We start from the raw sequence: 15768 nt of genomic DNA on the forward strand, positions 1-15768 counted from the left end.
CTTTGGTGAAATTAAGGTAATTGTTTGCTGTTTGCAAAAATATTTGCATAATTTAAATAACATTACTTGATAAAAATTAACTATGGAGCTTAATAAGATTGCAGCATCGATTTTACTTTCTGGATTAATAATTATGATGGTGAGTAATGTAGTTGATATGCTCTACAACCCAGAGGATTCTAAAATAGAGCACCAAACAATAGTAGCAGCCAGCAATGAGCTTCAGCAAAAAATTGAACAAGTGGCACTTGATATTGGAGCACTCATGCAGAACGCTAGCTTTGAAAAAGGTAAATCAGCAGCAAAAAAATGTATAGCTTGCCATAGTTTTGAGAAAGGTGGAATGAATAAAGTAGGACCAAACTTATGGAACGTGGTTGGAAATAAAAAGGCCCATCTTGGCAGCTCATTCAATTATTCAAAAGCACTACTTGAAAAAGGTGGAAAATGGGGGTATGATGAGCTATTTGCTTTTTTAAAAAATCCAAAAGCCTACATAAAAGGTACACGTATGGCATTTGCAGGCATTTCCAACTCAAAAGAGATTGCAGATCTAGTCAGTTATTTACGCCAATTAAGTGATAGTCCGGTTGCTTTGCCAAAGTAGTATGGGTTATTGTAAATTACTTGATGGAAGTAATGGTCATATAGCATATCGAAAGCTACAAGGAAAGAAAGCTTCTATAGTTTTTTTTTGTGGATTTGCATCCAATATGGATGGAACTAAAGCAACTGCCATTTACAAATTTTGCCAAGAAAGTGACGTAGCACTTGTGCTCTTTGATTATCTTGGCCATGGTAATTCAAGCGGTGACTTCACTAATTATACAATAAGTGATTGGCAAAAAAATTGTGCTAAAGTGATAAGCGAATTAACTAGCAACAAACAAATAATTATAGGTTCAAGTATGGGAGGATGGCTGATGTTGCTCACTGCCCTTCAATTTCCAGAAAAAATTGCAGCATTAATCGGCATATCGTCTGCTCCTGACTTCACTGAAGATTTAATATTTAAGCAATTGTCAGATAAACAAAAAGAAGAGCTGGTCTCTAAAGGTGTAATAGATTTTACTTCAGGGCATTGTACATACAAAATAACTAAAAATTTGATTGAAGATGGCAGAAAGAACCTTCTTTTAAACAAAGAAACAATAGATATAAATTGTCCTGTGCGCTTGCTGCATAGCATTAATGATAAAGATGTTCCTTATCAAGTTTCATTAAATTTAGCTGAAAAAATCAAATCAACAGACGTTGAAGTACACTTAATAAAATCAGCAGAACACAACATGTCTGATAATCATTCACTGAAAATTTTATTTAAGACCATCAGAGAATTTTTGCCAGAAGGAATATATAGTTGAAGTAATTTGGTATCCGTTCAGCAAAGTGGCAAAATAGGTAGACAAGATAAATCAAAAAAAGGCGAGTTTACAACAATCCAAGTGGATTACACTCTCCTTGTAAACAATGTTCGTACAGCTGTGCTTCAACAGTAGGCGTTACTCTTGATCACCTCAACATTTTCTCTTGGCAGTTCTTTAATAAATCGAGAAGTGCGCATTGGTTGCCACTGATTATTAATTTCCCTCCTATCTGCACATGAAATGATTAACCTTTCTTTGGCTCTGGTTATTCCAACATATGCAAGTCTTCTCTCTTCCTCTAAAGCTTTACCGCTTTTATCCTCAAAAGATCTTTGATGAGGGAATAATCCTTCTTCCCAACCAGGTAAAAACACACACGGGAATTCAAGCCCTTTAGCTGCATGAAGAGTCATAACATATACAGTGTCATCGCTATTCATGTTATCTACTTCCATCACCAGGCTGATGTGCTCTAAAAAAGTTGTGGCATTATCGAAATTCTTTAAAGATGAGATGAGCTCTTTGACATTTTCTATTCGTGCTAAACCTGTTATTCCTTCATCTTCAAGCATTTCAATATACCCTGATTGATTTGCTATAGTTTTTACAAACTCGTAAAGCGGTTTAACGCTTACCATTTCTTCCCAAGCTTTAATTTTATTTAAAAAATCATTTAGTGAGAGTTTAATTCTTTCGGTTACTTGATCACTATTAACTAATATTTTTGCTGCCTCAAAAAAAGAAATTTTGTTATCCTGAGCAGTCGTGTATATTTTCTTTAGAGTTGTAGCTCCTATGCTTCTCTTTGGCCGATTTACGATCCTTTCAAAAGCTAAGTCATCATTATTGTTTGTAATAAGTCTTAAATATGCGATTATGTCCCTAACTTCCTGACGTTCGTAGAATTTTACGCCACTTATAATCTTATAGGGAATTGAATATTTTATAAAATACTCTTCGAGAACTCTAGTTTGAAAAGTGGCCCTGACCAGCACTGCAATGTCACTAAATCTGTATTTATTGAGCTTTAATATCTGTTCGCTTATGAATCTTGCTTCAGCTTTTCCGTCCCATAATTTTATTAGATTTACCTTTTCCCCTTCAACGTTTATTGTCCACAATTTTTTTTCTAAACGAGTCTTATTGTGATTGATAACATATGACGCAGTTGCAAGTATATGGGATGTTGACCTGTAGTTACACTCCAGTTTAATGGTTTTTGCATTTTTAAAATCATCGGAAAATTTCAAAATATTTTCAATTTCTGCACCACGCCAACTGTATATCGATTGATCGTCATCTCCTACACAACAAATATTTGAGTGCTCTTTTGCAAGGTATTTTAGCCAAAGATATTGTATTGCATTTGTATCTTGATATTCATCTACCATGATATATTTAAACTTGTTTTGGTAGTAGGACAGAATCTCATTCTTTTGATTAAAAAGTTGTATGTTATATAACAATAAGTCACCAAAATCGACAGAGTTAAGGAATTTCAACCTTTCTTGATATTGGTGATAGACTTTGAGTGCAGTCACGTATAGTGGCCTAAATGATTGAACATCTTCTACTTCAGACGGCAATAAACACTTCTCTTTCCATTGCTGGATGGTATTCATAATGGTCTTACATTTTTCTGATAAGCTATCAGAGCTTATTTCACTCATGATATTTTTTATTACTTGTAATTGATCATCCACACCAATGATTGTGAAATTGGAATTTAAGCCCACAATTTCAGCATGATAACGTAAAATTTTTGCTGCAATTGCGTGAAAAGTGCCAAGCCATGGTATGTTTGTGCCCGTTAGCTCAAGTACCCTTGATACCATCTCATTTGCTGCTTTATTTGTAAATGTCACTGCTAATATCTCATCAGAATAAGCGTGACCATTTCTAATTATGTGTGCTATTCTTGAAGTAATCGTTCTTGTTTTTCCCGTTCCGGCTCCTGCTAGTATCAAAACTGGCCCATTTACGTTAGTTACAGCTAATTCTTGCTCTGGGTTTAGCAGTGAGAGATAATCGTTCATTGAAGCCCTATAGATTACTAACTTCGTAAAGTTAAACCTATGATCTAAATATTGTAAAGGTCTTATTGAACATAACAGTCAACTCACTCAAGTACTAAACATTTAAGCGTAGAATTTTGTATCTATCTTACCTGAGTAATTGGTATATGCTGAGTAATAACAACTTGATTTGAGTCATTGGCACCAGGACTTCTGCTTATTGGATTGATGGGTGGAGTTTGGAATGGCTTATATGTACGGTTTAGTTCCTTCATTTCTATTTTTTCAACTTCAACAAGGGGTTTTTTGGGGTATAGTGATTATGCGTTGCAGGTCGTTCAATGAGATCTTCATATGTTTCTTTCAACCAAGCTCCGATATCATACATAAATCCATACGCTTTTTCTTTAAATTCTCTCCATGATCTATCTAAACTGGCTAGTGTGTTATTGAAGTAAATTGTCATATAGTCTCTTGTGGTGTATTGATAACTTTCTCCATCTAATTTGTTACTTTGTGTGTTACAAGTGTTATTGCTTTGAAAATAACCAAATATGTTATACATTTTGAGCTGCCATTAATTACTAACATACATATATTATACGTTAATAAATTAAAATTGTCAAGAATTTTACTACTTGCACTCTGTAAAGTTTTTGTTGTGTACTTTGAACTTTAAGAAAAATGGACGCCTAAATTTGACAATTGTGAAAATATTAGTTGAAATTATTGTATGTTAAGTATAGTAAATAGGAGAAAATATGCCTACTAACTCTGATGACCAAGGAAAAATATCGCTTGAAGAATTGGAAAGTGCTGTTGTGGACATGTTGCTGTGTGGAGACGAACACAAATTAAAAAGATATGAATCAGGACGAGGTGTTGCAGAGTTATCTAAAAAAAATACCGATATCATAGATAAGTATATTGAATGTGTAGGGAAACCTTCTGAGCAATTTATTGAAACAATTAATGAAACACAAACCCGCTATTTGCTAATACTTGATGACCTTACCCATAATACTATTGAAAAATATGTCAATGAAGGTAAGATAGACATATTAAGAGGGTATATAAAATCTATTGGGAGCTATGTAGAATATATTTCGAAGATTTTGGAGAAATGTGGTAGTTCAGATGGTACGGAGATTGGTAGACGTTTACTTGCAAGAAAACTTGAACGGATAGAAGAAGCTTCAAAACCACAAACAGAAGTGAAAATCAAGACAAGTATCTATAAAACTTATTGTGCTTTAGGTAGTGGTGCGGTGATAGGAGCAGCTATAGCATACCTGAGCTGCTGCTTTAACTCCTGTTGTTGCTGTTGCAGTATTTATTGCAGCCACTGTTGTTGGTGCACTGGTGGGTTATGGTATTGGAAAGTTTTGCGAGAAAGTAAGTGAAGAGAAGCAAAATGATCCTGATATGAGTATGTGTACTGCAATTAAGAATGTACTTACTCCCGAATGTTTAAAATCACAAGGGAGTGTTAAATAAACTGTGTCAAACCAAGAAATAAAAATATAATTGATATAAAAAAACGGAGGTTTGACATGAGTCAAGTAAATAAAACTACCGGATTGGTAGATTATAAAGAATTAGAAACCTGTCGTCTATACGAGAAGGAAGACCGCTAACAGGAAGAGATGACACCGTTTATAAAAAAGCTGCTTGAGGCAAGTCTGGAAGGTGAAATAGAACACCACTTGTCTGGTGAAAGCGAAGAAAATAATCGAAGAAATGGGAAAAACTTTACGTACAAGTGCAGGCTCATTTGAATTGTTAACACCAAGAGATAGGGAGGGAAGCTTTGAACCTCAAGTAGTTAGAAAAAGACAAACAAGCCTACATCCCGAACTTGAAGCAAAGGTCTTAAGCACATTTGCCAGTGGTATGGAGATATAGCGTCACATGTTGAGGAAATTTATGATCACAAAATATCTGCAGCAGAAATATCAAGTATTACCGACAAATTGCTACCGATAATCAATGAATGGCGCAGTCGCCCACTGCAATCTGTATACCCGATAGTGTTCATGGATGGCATGTTTTTTAAGGTCAAGGAGGATGGGCATTGTGTAAGTAAATGTATGTACAATATATTGGGCATAGACCAAAATGGTAAAAAAGAAGTACTGGGCTTTTATTTAGCTGAAAGCGAAGGAGCTAACTTCTGGTTGGGTGTATTAAATGACCTAAAAGAGAGAGGTATAGAGGACATTCTGATAGCTTGTGTAGATGGACTAAAAAGCTTTCCTACAGCAATAAATAATGTGTTTCCTAATGCAGAAGTACAGCTATGTATAGTGCATCAGATAAGAAATTCATTGAAATATGTATCTAGCAAAGATGTGAAAGTTTTTATGAATGATTTGAAAAAATATATCGTGCTACAAGTAAAGAAATTGCTGAAAATTATTTGCTTGAGCTGGAAGAAAAATGGGGCGAAAAGTATCCGTTAGTTGTAAAATCTTGGCAGAATAATTGGGAAAATTTGTCCAGTTATTTCAAGTATTCAGGTCCAGTTAGAAAGTTAATTTATACTACTAATCCTATTGAGGGGCTGCATAGGCAGATCAGAAAATTTACTAAGACCAAAGGCTCATTTACCAACACAAACGCCTTGTACAAACAGGTATATTGTGCTATAAAAAAAGTAGAGCAAAAATGGGTCATGGCTTTGCCTAATTGGGCATTAACTATTTCTCAGCTTGATATTTTCTTTCCTAACAGATTGAAAATTCAGTTGAGCTAAAAATGTGGTTTGACACAGTTTATTTAACACTCCCAATCACAATCGCAAGTTCATCCATAAGGTAGGCATTTAATATTGACTTTACAGCAATAATTACTTTAAGTTAGTAACTATTGTTGCAGTTAAAGTATCAATGCCCTTTTTCTTTTATTTTTTTGCAATTCTTAGCATTTTATCTGCTGTATGCGTAATTAGCGTAAGAAATCCTGTGCATGCAGTATTATTTTTAATTTTCACCTTCGTTAATTCTGCAGTTCTTTTTATTCTCCTTGGCGCTGAATTCATTGCTATGATGATATTGATAGTATACATCGGTGCAGTTGCAGTGTTATTCCTTTTTGTAGTTATGATGCTCGATGTTGACTACATAAGGTTGCGCCAAGGTTTTGCAAAGCATTTCACTCTTGGTGCTATATTATGTGTTGTGTTTTTTCTAGTCATCAGCTTTGTAATTCGCAGCTCAGCACCGAATATAAGCAATGTTATAAACTATAATACCAATAACGTGAAAGCTATCGGTAATTTGCTCTACACTGACTACATGTACGCTTTTCATCTTTCTGGTATTCTGCTGCTTGTTGCAATTGTCGGTGCAATTGCTCTTACTTTGCAGGACAAGAAAAAAGGAGTTAAAAAACAGAATATATTAAAGCAATTGACACAATCTTCATCTGTAAAATTGGTTAAGGCTAAATTTGGAAAAGGAGTGGAATGGAAATAGGATTAAATCATTTTTTGATAGTTGCTGCTGTTTTGTTTACTATTGGGGTGTGCGGTATTTTCATTAACCGTAAGAGCATAATCAACATACTGTTATCAATAGAAATATTACTGCTGGCAATTAATATCAACTTAGTCGCTTTTTCTGCCTTTATAAATGATATAGTTGGGCAAATTTTTGTGATGTTTGTGTTGACTGTTGCGGCAGCAGAGTCAGGAGTTGGACTTGCAATATTGGTTGTATATTATAGAAGCCGTGGCAATATAGATGTTGAACAAGCGAATTTAATGAAAGAATGATGGATATACTGAAATTAATAGTATTTTTGCCACTTTTTGGTTCACTATTTGCAGCACTTTTTAGAAAAAGTCAGTTAATTACAACGGCAGGGATTGGAATATCTGCAGTTTTATCTTGGTATGTTTTTCTCACCTTCTCTGAAAACTATCATTTAGTTTTATTTCCTCTATTTTCATTAAGTGTATTAAAAGTAAATTGGGCAATTAGTGTGGATGCTCTCTCATCCTTAATGCTTATTGTTATTACCACCGTTTCACTAGTAGTCCACCTCTATTCTATCGGTTATATGGAGCATGATAAAGGGAAGTCGAGGTTTTTTTCTTACCTATCGCTATTTACGTTTTGCATGATTGTGCTGGTTGTAAGCGATAATTTCGTGCAGCTTTTTTTTGGCTGGGAAGGGGTTGGCCTATGTTCTTATTTACTCATAGGATTTTGGTTTCAAAAATATTCTGCAAATAATGCAGCAATTAAAGCATTTGTTGTGAATAGGGTAGGAGACTTTGCACTATTGATTGGAATCTTTCTCATTTATTATAAATTTCACTCTTTGAAATTTATTGAAGTTTTTGACATAGCTGATCTTCTTGGCACACAGAACATTAGGGCATTCTGCTGTGAATTCAAAGTAATTCATATAATATGCATATTACTTTTTATTGGCTGTATGGGTAAATCTGCACAGCTTGGTTTACATGTTTGGTTGCCAGATGCAATGGAAGGGCCAACCCCCGTCTCTGCACTTATTCATGCAGCAACGATGGTAACAGCAGGTATATTTCTAATAGCAAAATGTTCTCCATTGTTTGAGTTATCAAATGTGGCACGAGAATTAATAGTTATTGTTGGTGCACTTACTGCTTTTTTTGCAGCAACCGTTGCGATTACTCAGAATGATATAAAAAAAATAATTGCTTATTCAACCTGCAGTCAACTTGGTTATATGTTCATGGCATGTGGGCTTTCTGCTTACAATGTTGCTATTTTTCATTTAATGACACACGCTTTTTTTAAAGCTCTACTATTTCTTGGTGCTGGCAATGTAATTCATGCAATGCATCATGAGCAAAACATTCAGGAAATGGGAAATTGCTGGAAGAAAATCCCTTGCACTTACACTCTAATGTGGATTGGGTCTCTTGCACTTTCTGGAATATTTCCATTTGCAGGTTTTTATTCAAAAGACTTGATAATTGAACATGCTTATAGCACGGATAGCTTTGCTTTTGTAATAAGCTTAGTTGTTGCATTCTTCACAGCGTTTTACTCTTGGAGGTTATTGCTTCTTGTGTTCCACAGCCAAAAACAAAGTAAAATTAATATACATGAGGCACCAAAGATTATGCTTATACCATTACTGATACTTGCTTTTGGATCGGTATTTTCTGGAGTGTGGGGAGCAAATATTTTGAACATAACTAGTAGTACGTTTTGGAAATCAAGTTTAGTAGTTATTGATGAGCATGGAGTTCATAATTTCTTTATAAAACTACTGCCAACCTTAGCAAGCCTAAGTGGAATAGCACTTGCGTACCTAATTTACCAATATCAAGTAATTAGGCAAATTAAGAGTAAATTTTTACATAAGTTCTTGCAGAATAAATGGTACTTTGATGAGGTGTATGAGTTTGTTATAATTGTACCAATAAGGTTTATATCTAAGCTCCTATGGAAGTTTGATGTTAAGGTTATTGATTCATTTGGGCCAAATGGTGTTGTAAGGTTGGTTAATGAATGTTCAAAAAGTTCTATAAAGTTACAAACTGGTTATATATTTGATTATGCATTTATTATGTTTGTTACTTTAATAATCGGTGCTTTATATATTATTGGAATTAAATAGAAGGTGTTGTTACTTAGTATATTCTTGCTTCCACTGATAGGAGCGTTGATTTTATCCTCGATCAGGATTAATCATCAATCTATACACCTAAGATTCCTTGCCCTATTTTTTGCTGTACTTCCATTTTTGCTTAGCATTGTAGCTTGTATAGAATTTGATTATAACGATGCGGACTTTCAGTTTGTCAGCTACCCAATTAGAAATGTTGGAATAGGGATAGATGGTATATCGTTGCTTTTCCTTCTGCTTACAACTTTCTTGTTTGTAATTTGTATACTCTACAACTGCAAAATGAGTTATACAACCCTTAGGCCATATATGGCATTGTTTCTACTGCTTGAGAGTTTTGTAGTTGGTTTTTTCGTTTCACTGAATGCTATAAGCTTTTATGTGTTTTTTGAAGCTGTTTTAATACCAATGTTCTTTATTATTGGCATTTGGGGAGGGAAGCAAAGGGTATATGCGACGTTTAAGTTGTTTCTTTATACATTAACTGGCTCATTATTATTTCTACTTGGATTGGTGTACATCTATAGTGTTTTTGGAACGTTTAGTATACAAAAATTAGCTACATTAGTGCCAAGCCTTGATCTTGAAGTGCAGTCATTGCTGTGGATTGCATTTTTTATTTCTTTTGCAATAAAAGTACCGATGTTTCCATTTCACACTTGGCTTCCTGATGCGCATGTGCAATCACCAACTTCTGGATCTGTGATTTTAGCTGGCTTGCTTATTAAAATGGGAGGGTACGGATTTTTAAGGTTTTCTATTCCAATGCTTCCTCAGGCAAGTTTGTATTTTTCAAATTTCGTTGTTGTGCTGAGCATTATTGCGGTGATATATGCTTCTCTAGTTGCGTTTGCTCAAGATGATATAAAGAAGTTAATAGCTTATTCTTCAATAGCACATATGGGGATCGTTACCGCTGGCCTCTTTTCATTTTGTGAGGAAGGAGTACTGGGTAGCATATTTCAAATGATTAGTCATGGCCTTATTTCTGCTGCTTTATTTTTGTGTGTTGGAATGCTATATACTCGAATTGGAACTTTGAAGATTGCAAAGTATTTTGGCATAGTAAATACAACGCCAAAATTTGGTTTTATGTTTATTTTGTTTTCAATGGCTTCAATAGGGCTACCTGGAACATCTGGGTTCATAGGTGAGTTTTTGGCCATGGTTGGAATGTTTAAGAGCATAGGTTTTTTTACAGGATTTATCGCACTTGGCACTATTTTAAGCGCAGTTTATATGCTGAATTTATGTAAGCAAATAATATGGGGGGTTAGCTATTCTAAATTATTAAATAATCGCTTGGATAGCATAGAATTTTCTGTCTTAATTCTGCTTGCAGTGTTTGTTATTTTGCTTGGATTCTACCCAACCCTTGCACTGAATTATTTGAAGCCATGTATGGCAAATTTGTTAGTCAAATATAATGCGCTATGAATTATATACAGATATTGCCGGAAACGTTCTCTATTATCTCCTCGTTAGTGTTGCTACTGCTTGGAATTATATTTAACCGCCGAACTATCAACTTATTAGCACTTGGCTGCACAGTGGTAACTTTGATTATTTTAATTATTTCGGCAGAAAACAATGAAATCTTTCTCTTTAATTCGTTGTTAAAACTCAATTTATACATCAGGTCAGCCCAAGGGTTAATTCTCAGCACAGGAATTTTAATACTTTTGATGCTGAATTTATCAAAATATAACTATAAATATGAATTTTCAATACTGATTCTTTTTGCGCTATTTGGCATGATAACTTTAGTTTCAGCAAATAGTTTAATTTCTTTTTACTTAGCTTTTGAGTTGATGAGTATATCTTTATATGTTCTTGCGAGCTTTAATAAAGATTCAGCTTATTCATGTGAAGCAGGAGTGAAATATTTTACACTTAGTGCACTATCTTCCTGCATTATGCTATATGGAATGTCGCTGCTTTATGGATATACAGGACAAGTCAATTTCTCTGAGCTCGGTTCATTCTTGCAAAGCCATCAGATAACTTATGGAATAGTTTTTGGGTTAGTTTTTATCCTTATTGGTTTGTGTTTCAAGCTTGCTATTGCTCCTTTTCATATGTGGGCTCCAGATGTCTATCAAGGTGCACCTACCATAGTAACTGCGTTTTTTTCTACGGCCCCAAAAGCTGCACTTGTAACATTTTTAATTCGATTGATGAATGAAGAGTTAGTAAATGTAAAAAGTTATGTTCAGCCTATTTTCTTATACGTTTCAGCATTGTCTGTGCTTATCTCAGCTTTTGGGGCTTTGCGTCAGCAAAACTTAAAAAGGCTGCTTGCTTACAGTTCAATTGGTCACATTGGTTTTATATTTGCTTCACTTTCTATTTTTACACAAGCAGGAACAGATAGTGCCTTAATGTATCTGGTGATATATATCATTACAAGCATAGGGCTATTCTCATATCTCGTACAAATTGACGATGACGATTGTGATATTGCAAATTTATCTGGTATAGGAAAAAAGCAACCAATTTTAGCATTCCATCTTTCTGTACTGTTACTCTCGATGTCGGGAATACCTCCACTTGCGGGTTTTATCGCTAAATTTTTTATATTCAAAAGTTTAATAAATTCTGGCTTTATCAGCCTGTCTTTGATCCTTGTAATAGCGAGTGTGATATCATGCTACTATTATTTAAATATCATGAAAGTTATGTATTTTGATAAAGCTAGTGGTAATAAGGTTGCTTATTCTAAGGGTCTATTCATTATCATTTCGGTGGCTTCACTGATCAATCTCGTTCTTTTCTTGTACGTTTTACTCACTCATTGAACTAAAGGGTTGACAAGGTGATCCCTGAGGGCTTTCATATTCATCATTACAAAGAAGTTTCAAGCACTAATAGAGAAGCATTAGATTTAATTGATAAAGGAATATCTAATGAAACTATTATTATTGCCGATAAACAAACAGAGGGTAGAGGGCGCACTGGAAAAAACTGGATTTCTCCCGAGGGTAATTTTTATGCAAGTTTGGTAGTAAACCTCTTTAACAATTATCTCGATAAAAGCCTGCTTTCGGTGTCATTCCAGCGCGTGACGCTGGAATCTAGGAATAAAGAAGCATGGTCAAGCACTGGGATGACATCGGATGATACTGGGATAACAGTAGGCTTAACGAGTCAAGTTAAAGATATCAGCAAATTAACAGAATTGACTTTTGTTACTGCTCTTGCTGTCGGGAATACGTTACTGTCATTTGTAAGCGACAGTAACATTCAACATAAATGGCCAAATGACATTCTAATCGATGACAAGAAAATAAGTGGAATATTGCTTGAAAAAAGATCCAATTCGAATTGGCTTATTGTAGGAATTGGAATTAATGTCAATCATGCACCACTTCCAGGAACAACGTGTATTAGCAATTACGGTGAGTCTGTGTCTAACATAGATCTATTAGAGAAATTAATAATAAATTTAATAAGCTAAGAAAGCAATGGCTGTTTGATGGATTTTATGCTATAAGAGAAATGTGGCTCACAAGAGCATTTAAGCTGAATAAGCAAATCAGTGTAAAGTTAGCTGACAAATTGTATGAAGGAATTTTTGCTGATATAGATAAAAGTGGTAAATTGGTGTTGCAGCAAAAGGATGAAAGCTTAATTTATTTTGATGCAGGTGAGTTATTTATTGATAATGCATTATGAATACATATGTAATTTTTGCTTACCTTATTAGTTTCACGCTGATTGCTGGAGAGCTAATTTTTACCATTTCTTGCTATACTAAAAGTAAAAAAATTCTAGAAAGCCTGAAAGATAATAATGAAGAAGAAACATAAGCGATTACTTATAACTTCAGGAATTTTCTGCTTTTTAAGTTGTGCAGTTTTTTTTATTTTAACAACGCTCAAAGAAAATATCTCATTTTTCTATACAGTAAGTGAGGCAATAGTTTTACCAAATAGTCAAAAGCCAATCCGTGTTGGTGGAATGGTTGTTGAAAATAGCGTGATACGCAACGAAAGTGAAGTGATTTTTCAAATGACAGATTTTAACAAAAGCGTTGTGGTAAAATACCAGGGAATACTTCCACCGATGTTTTCGGAAAAAAGCGGTATTGTCGTGCAAGGTAAAATGTCTGATAATAGTACCTTTCTTGCAGATACGGTGTTTGCAAAACATGATGAGAACTATATGCCAAAAGTTTTAAAATAAACTCCCTAACCCCAGCTATACCTAAATAGTATGTGGAGAAAGCAGCAACCTGCTAGCAAGCTGTTACCTCTTTATATTAAAACAATCCGTTCTCTTCGCCAGTAACATGGGATACTGGAGGAGCTGCTAATGGAGGAGCAATATTTTCGAAAGCTTGTTTTAAATCACTGAGATCTTTTACTAAACCACTCTTTTGATCACCAACATCTTCAATTAGTTTTGCAACTTTTTTCTCTTCATCTGTTAATATCGTATTTAACTTATCAATGAGGTTTTGATTTATACTATCGACCATCTCATTAATAACATTTTGAACATGAGCACCTACTATAGCTCTTGTTAGTTGTTGCTCCGTGAAGTTTTTCCCCTGGCTTTTTAGCTTGAAAGGTCCAATGATATTAACTTTTTGCTCATTATTTTCTGTTGCAAAACCTTGTACATTGTTTTGTAGACTTTTATCTGTTCTCATATGAGTTACCTCCATAACATTATTAATAATTAAACTAGCTGCTACGCTCATCAGACAACCTTTTTCCAAACTCGTAAGCACTGGCTTACAAGTACTCAGATTTCATGGTAAGCATATTCTTCGACTGCTATAAATTCAGTGTTAGTATCTTGGGAAATACGGGGTGATGAACGCAAACTTTCCAACGCTTCGCTGTACACAGGTGGCGGTAGAAGTTCTTCTAGCTTCTCATAAACCTCTTTTAGCTTTTCATTTTGCTCGTCAAGTTTACCTTTTAATGAATCAATAATAGCTTGAGATTGATCTTTATTGCCAAGATCACCAATCACAGCTGTTACTTTCTCATAAGGCAGCTTGTGAATAATCTCTTTAAGCTCTTCTACGCCTACGTTATCCAAAAGTTCTTTAAACTGCTCATTAGACATATTGCGAGCAAAAGCTTGAAGTTTGTCTGGGTTATCAGCTAAAGACTTGATGATAATCTGAATCTTATTAGAATCAGTTAAATCCTGAGCAATTGCTTCAAGTTTCTCATGATCAAGCTTATTAACTAAGTCTTTCAGTTGTTCTTCTTGCAGACTATTTACTAAAGCTTTCAACTGATCACCTTCTAATTCTTTGGAGAGTATTGTCAAGTGGTGCTCAGCCAAGTCTTTTGCAAGCACTGTAAATTGTTCGTTATTTAAAGTTTTAATAAGTGCTTTGAACTGATCCACTTTTAAGTGAGGTAAAATTTCTTTTACTTGCTCTGGACGTAAGTCTTCCACTAGGGCTCCAAGCTGAGCACCACTTAAAATAGGAACAATTATTTGTAATTTTTCTGGATTTAGTTCCTGAGCGAGAGTTTGTAATTGGTGATTGGTTAGATGATCCACTAAAGCTTGAAGTTGATTATCTGTTAAATTCTCTGCTAAGACCTGCAACTGGTTTGAGCTCAGCTCAGGAATTATTTTTTGCAGTTGCTCGTTACTAAGAGTATTGGCAAGGGTCTTTAGTTGGTCATTTGTTAGGTCCTTAATAAAAAATTTAGTAAATATATTTGATGATATTAAGTCTTCTAGTCCGTTAGATGATATTATTTCTTTCAAATTACTATAATCATTATATAATATACTATTGTTCAGCACTATACTTTTTTCGAGGAAAGTAGGAGTTTGAGGATTTTCATCTTCCACAGGATTTCCTTGGCTATCTGATAGGTAAAGTTGATAATCATCACCGCTACCTTCAAGTGTAATATATTCGCATTCCTGTGGGTCTACAAAAATACAAAAAGATCCTTGTAATGATGGTATTTTTATGTCTACCAAACTGTCATTAAAGTATGCAAGAGAGAGGCCTGGTATTGAAGCAATTTTATTATTTGCTTGGTCATATACACTAGTGAAAGGATAATAAGACATTATCCCTCCCCTGAACTCTGGTATAACGGCAAGGATTTCTTCACGTGCAGGATCAGATAAAATAGAGAAGTTGCTTGTATCACCCAGGCTTTTTTTTGCTGATTCAAAATCAAAGCTAGAGTCAGTTCTAATTTCAGATTTTATGCAACATTCACCTGACTCTTTATCGAATATACTTAATGAATAACTTTTGCCTTTTATCGGAGATGGTACTTCCTCTAATTCCACTCTAGCAAAATCTTTATCACTAGCATAAAAATCTCTTTTTTGCTTTATTGTACAGAGGTTTAGTTTTTTTCCGTCTTCTTTCAGACACGACATTTCTTTAGTAAGCCTATCATCCATTCTAAATCCTGTAATTTGGCATATCTGCAGGGGTAAACTTAGTTCTATAAATTTACTTTCATCATCTAACGCTTCAAAATTCACTTTAGCAAGATTGTATTCAGAATGTTTTCTATACCCTATATCACCGAGAAAGAGTCTTGGAGCTCTTTCAAAAATAGAGATGCCGTTAGTATCGGAAATCTGATCTCCAGGCACTATCTTGAAAATATGTTTTTCACCACTCATAAATATTATTTAATAAATTTAATTATAGTTATTCTAACATTTATTGATTAACTTATGATTAAGTTGATATATACTGGAATGATAATAATAGATATCACTAGAGGATTAGTATAAAGCCCCGATGAACT

At 34.4% G+C, this 15768-nt stretch carries 15 protein-coding genes and 2 pseudogenes; 12 read left to right on the plus strand and 5 right to left on the minus strand.

The genetic code is table 11. From position 1 onward, the window contains the following. Positions 1 to 82 precede the first annotated feature (82 nt). Together wVul_RS05230 and wVul_RS05235 are read left to right on the plus strand one after the other, a co-directional pair. Positions 83 to 607, plus strand: coding sequence for a c-type cytochrome (locus wVul_RS05230; RefSeq protein WP_047759461.1), 525 nt, complete (start codon positions 83 to 85; stop codon positions 605 to 607). Position 608: 1 nt separating this feature from the next. Further along, entirely contained in the window at positions 609 to 1364 is a 756-nt protein-coding gene (locus wVul_RS05235; RefSeq protein ID WP_047759462.1) for an alpha/beta hydrolase, read from the plus strand. 125 nt (positions 1365 to 1489) lie between these two features. Here wVul_RS05235 and wVul_RS05240 read toward each other — a convergent pair whose 3' ends face one another. The 3 genes from wVul_RS05240 to wVul_RS05245 form a co-directional block, all read right to left on the minus strand. Continuing rightward, positions 1490 to 3403, minus strand: a complete 1914-nt coding sequence (locus wVul_RS05240) for an ATP-dependent helicase (RefSeq protein WP_047759463.1) — start codon at positions 3401 to 3403, stop codon at positions 1490 to 1492. Positions 3404 to 3525: 122 nt separating this feature from the next. Next, the gene (locus tag wVul_RS10070; RefSeq protein WP_255351242.1) at positions 3526 to 3657 is read right to left on the minus strand and encodes a hypothetical protein; all 132 of its coding nucleotides are present in this window, start codon (positions 3655 to 3657) and stop codon (positions 3526 to 3528) included. A gap of 2 nt (positions 3658 to 3659) precedes the next feature. Further along, on the minus strand, positions 3660 to 3947 hold the full coding sequence (locus wVul_RS05245) for a WD_0964 family protein (RefSeq protein WP_238580414.1): 288 nt from the start codon (positions 3945 to 3947) through the stop codon (positions 3660 to 3662). Positions 3948 to 4143: 196 nt separating this feature from the next. Here wVul_RS05245 and wVul_RS05250 point away from each other — a divergent pair, with 196 nt between their 5' ends. The 10 genes and pseudogenes from wVul_RS05250 to ccmE all read left to right on the plus strand — a co-directional run bounded on the left by wVul_RS05250 (position 4144) and on the right by ccmE (position 13195). Then, a complete protein-coding gene (locus wVul_RS05250) occupies positions 4144 to 4785 on the plus strand; it encodes a hypothetical protein (RefSeq protein WP_047759464.1) in 642 nt (213 codons plus the stop codon). Positions 4786 to 4935: 150 nt separating this feature from the next. Then, positions 4936 to 6137, plus strand: a pseudogene (locus wVul_RS05255) (IS256 family transposase). Between the two features lie 133 nt (positions 6138 to 6270). Beyond that, positions 6271 to 6858, plus strand: coding sequence for an NADH-quinone oxidoreductase subunit J (locus wVul_RS05260; RefSeq protein ID WP_047759465.1), 588 nt, complete (start codon positions 6271 to 6273; stop codon positions 6856 to 6858). Further along, positions 6849 to 7157, plus strand: a complete 309-nt coding sequence (nuoK, locus tag wVul_RS05265; RefSeq protein WP_047759466.1) for an NADH-quinone oxidoreductase subunit NuoK — start codon at positions 6849 to 6851, stop codon at positions 7155 to 7157. Before wVul_RS05260 ends, nuoK begins: the two co-directional genes overlap by 10 nt. Then, positions 7154 to 9001, plus strand: a complete 1848-nt coding sequence (nuoL, locus tag wVul_RS05270; protein WP_047759467.1) for an NADH-quinone oxidoreductase subunit L — start codon at positions 7154 to 7156, stop codon at positions 8999 to 9001. The genes nuoK and nuoL overlap by 4 nt, the downstream gene beginning before the upstream one ends. Positions 9002 to 9004: 3 nt before the next feature. Continuing rightward, complete coding sequence (locus wVul_RS05275; RefSeq protein WP_047759468.1) at positions 9005 to 10447, plus strand: complex I subunit 4 family protein; 1443 nt, start codon at positions 9005 to 9007, stop codon at positions 10445 to 10447. Continuing rightward, entirely contained in the window at positions 10444 to 11808 is a 1365-nt protein-coding gene (locus wVul_RS05280; RefSeq protein ID WP_047759469.1) for an NADH-quinone oxidoreductase subunit N, read from the plus strand. Before wVul_RS05275 ends, wVul_RS05280 begins: the two co-directional genes overlap by 4 nt. A 17-nt stretch (positions 11809 to 11825) precedes the next feature. Further along, positions 11826 to 12685: pseudogene (locus wVul_RS05285) on the plus strand (biotin--[acetyl-CoA-carboxylase] ligase). Beyond that, a complete protein-coding gene (locus tag wVul_RS09465; RefSeq protein ID WP_179943858.1) occupies positions 12682 to 12819 on the plus strand; it encodes a CcmD-like small membrane protein in 138 nt (45 codons plus the stop codon). Before wVul_RS05285 ends, wVul_RS09465 begins: the two are co-directional and overlap by 4 nt. Beyond that, positions 12803 to 13195 (plus strand): cytochrome c maturation protein CcmE, encoded by a 393-nt coding sequence (gene ccmE, locus wVul_RS05290; RefSeq protein ID WP_047759470.1) that lies wholly within the window; start codon positions 12803 to 12805, stop codon positions 13193 to 13195. The genes wVul_RS09465 and ccmE overlap by 17 nt, the downstream gene beginning before the upstream one ends. 76 nt (positions 13196 to 13271) lie before the next feature. Here the strand turns inward: ccmE and wVul_RS05295 are convergent, their stop codons facing one another. After that, positions 13272 to 13715 carry a hypothetical protein gene (locus wVul_RS05295; RefSeq protein ID WP_047759471.1) on the minus strand — a complete coding sequence of 148 codons (444 nt, stop codon included), beginning with the start codon at positions 13713 to 13715 and terminating at the stop codon, positions 13272 to 13274. A gap of 44 nt (positions 13716 to 13759) precedes the next feature. After that, the gene (locus tag wVul_RS09885) at positions 13760 to 15640 is read right to left on the minus strand and encodes a magnesium transporter (RefSeq protein WP_238580415.1); all 1881 of its coding nucleotides are present in this window, start codon (positions 15638 to 15640) and stop codon (positions 13760 to 13762) included. Positions 15641 to 15768 lie beyond the last annotated feature (128 nt).

Source organism: Wolbachia endosymbiont of Armadillidium vulgare str. wVulC (genome assembly GCF_001027565.1).
Taxonomy (GTDB): Bacteria; Pseudomonadota; Alphaproteobacteria; order Rickettsiales; family Anaplasmataceae; genus Wolbachia.

Coding starts and splice junctions, on each gene's coding strand:
- nuoL (WP_047759467.1), top strand. CDS start 7,154: ATGATGGATATACTGAAATTAATAGTATTTTTGCCACTTTTTGGTTCA.
- nuoK (WP_047759466.1), top strand. CDS start 6,849: ATGGAAATAGGATTAAATCATTTTTTGATAGTTGCTGCTGTTTTGTTT.
- wVul_RS05235 (WP_047759462.1), top strand. CDS start 609: ATGGGTTATTGTAAATTACTTGATGGAAGTAATGGTCATATAGCATAT.
- wVul_RS05280 (WP_047759469.1), top strand. CDS start 10,444: ATGAATTATATACAGATATTGCCGGAAACGTTCTCTATTATCTCCTCG.
- wVul_RS10070 (WP_255351242.1), bottom strand. CDS start 3,657: ATGAAGGAACTAAACCGTACATATAAGCCATTCCAAACTCCACCCATC.
- wVul_RS05260 (WP_047759465.1), top strand. CDS start 6,271: ATGCCCTTTTTCTTTTATTTTTTTGCAATTCTTAGCATTTTATCTGCT.
- wVul_RS09885 (WP_238580415.1), bottom strand. CDS start 15,640: ATGAGTGGTGAAAAACATATTTTCAAGATAGTGCCTGGAGATCAGATT.
- wVul_RS05230 (WP_047759461.1), top strand. CDS start 83: ATGGAGCTTAATAAGATTGCAGCATCGATTTTACTTTCTGGATTAATA.
- wVul_RS09465 (WP_179943858.1), top strand. CDS start 12,682: ATGAATACATATGTAATTTTTGCTTACCTTATTAGTTTCACGCTGATT.
- wVul_RS05250 (WP_047759464.1), top strand. CDS start 4,144: ATGCCTACTAACTCTGATGACCAAGGAAAAATATCGCTTGAAGAATTG.
- ccmE (WP_047759470.1), top strand. CDS start 12,803: ATGAAGAAGAAACATAAGCGATTACTTATAACTTCAGGAATTTTCTGC.
- wVul_RS05240 (WP_047759463.1), bottom strand. CDS start 3,403: ATGAACGATTATCTCTCACTGCTAAACCCAGAGCAAGAATTAGCTGTA.
- wVul_RS05245 (WP_238580414.1), bottom strand. CDS start 3,947: ATGTATAACATATTTGGTTATTTTCAAAGCAATAACACTTGTAACACA.
- wVul_RS05295 (WP_047759471.1), bottom strand. CDS start 13,715: ATGAGCGTAGCAGCTAGTTTAATTATTAATAATGTTATGGAGGTAACT.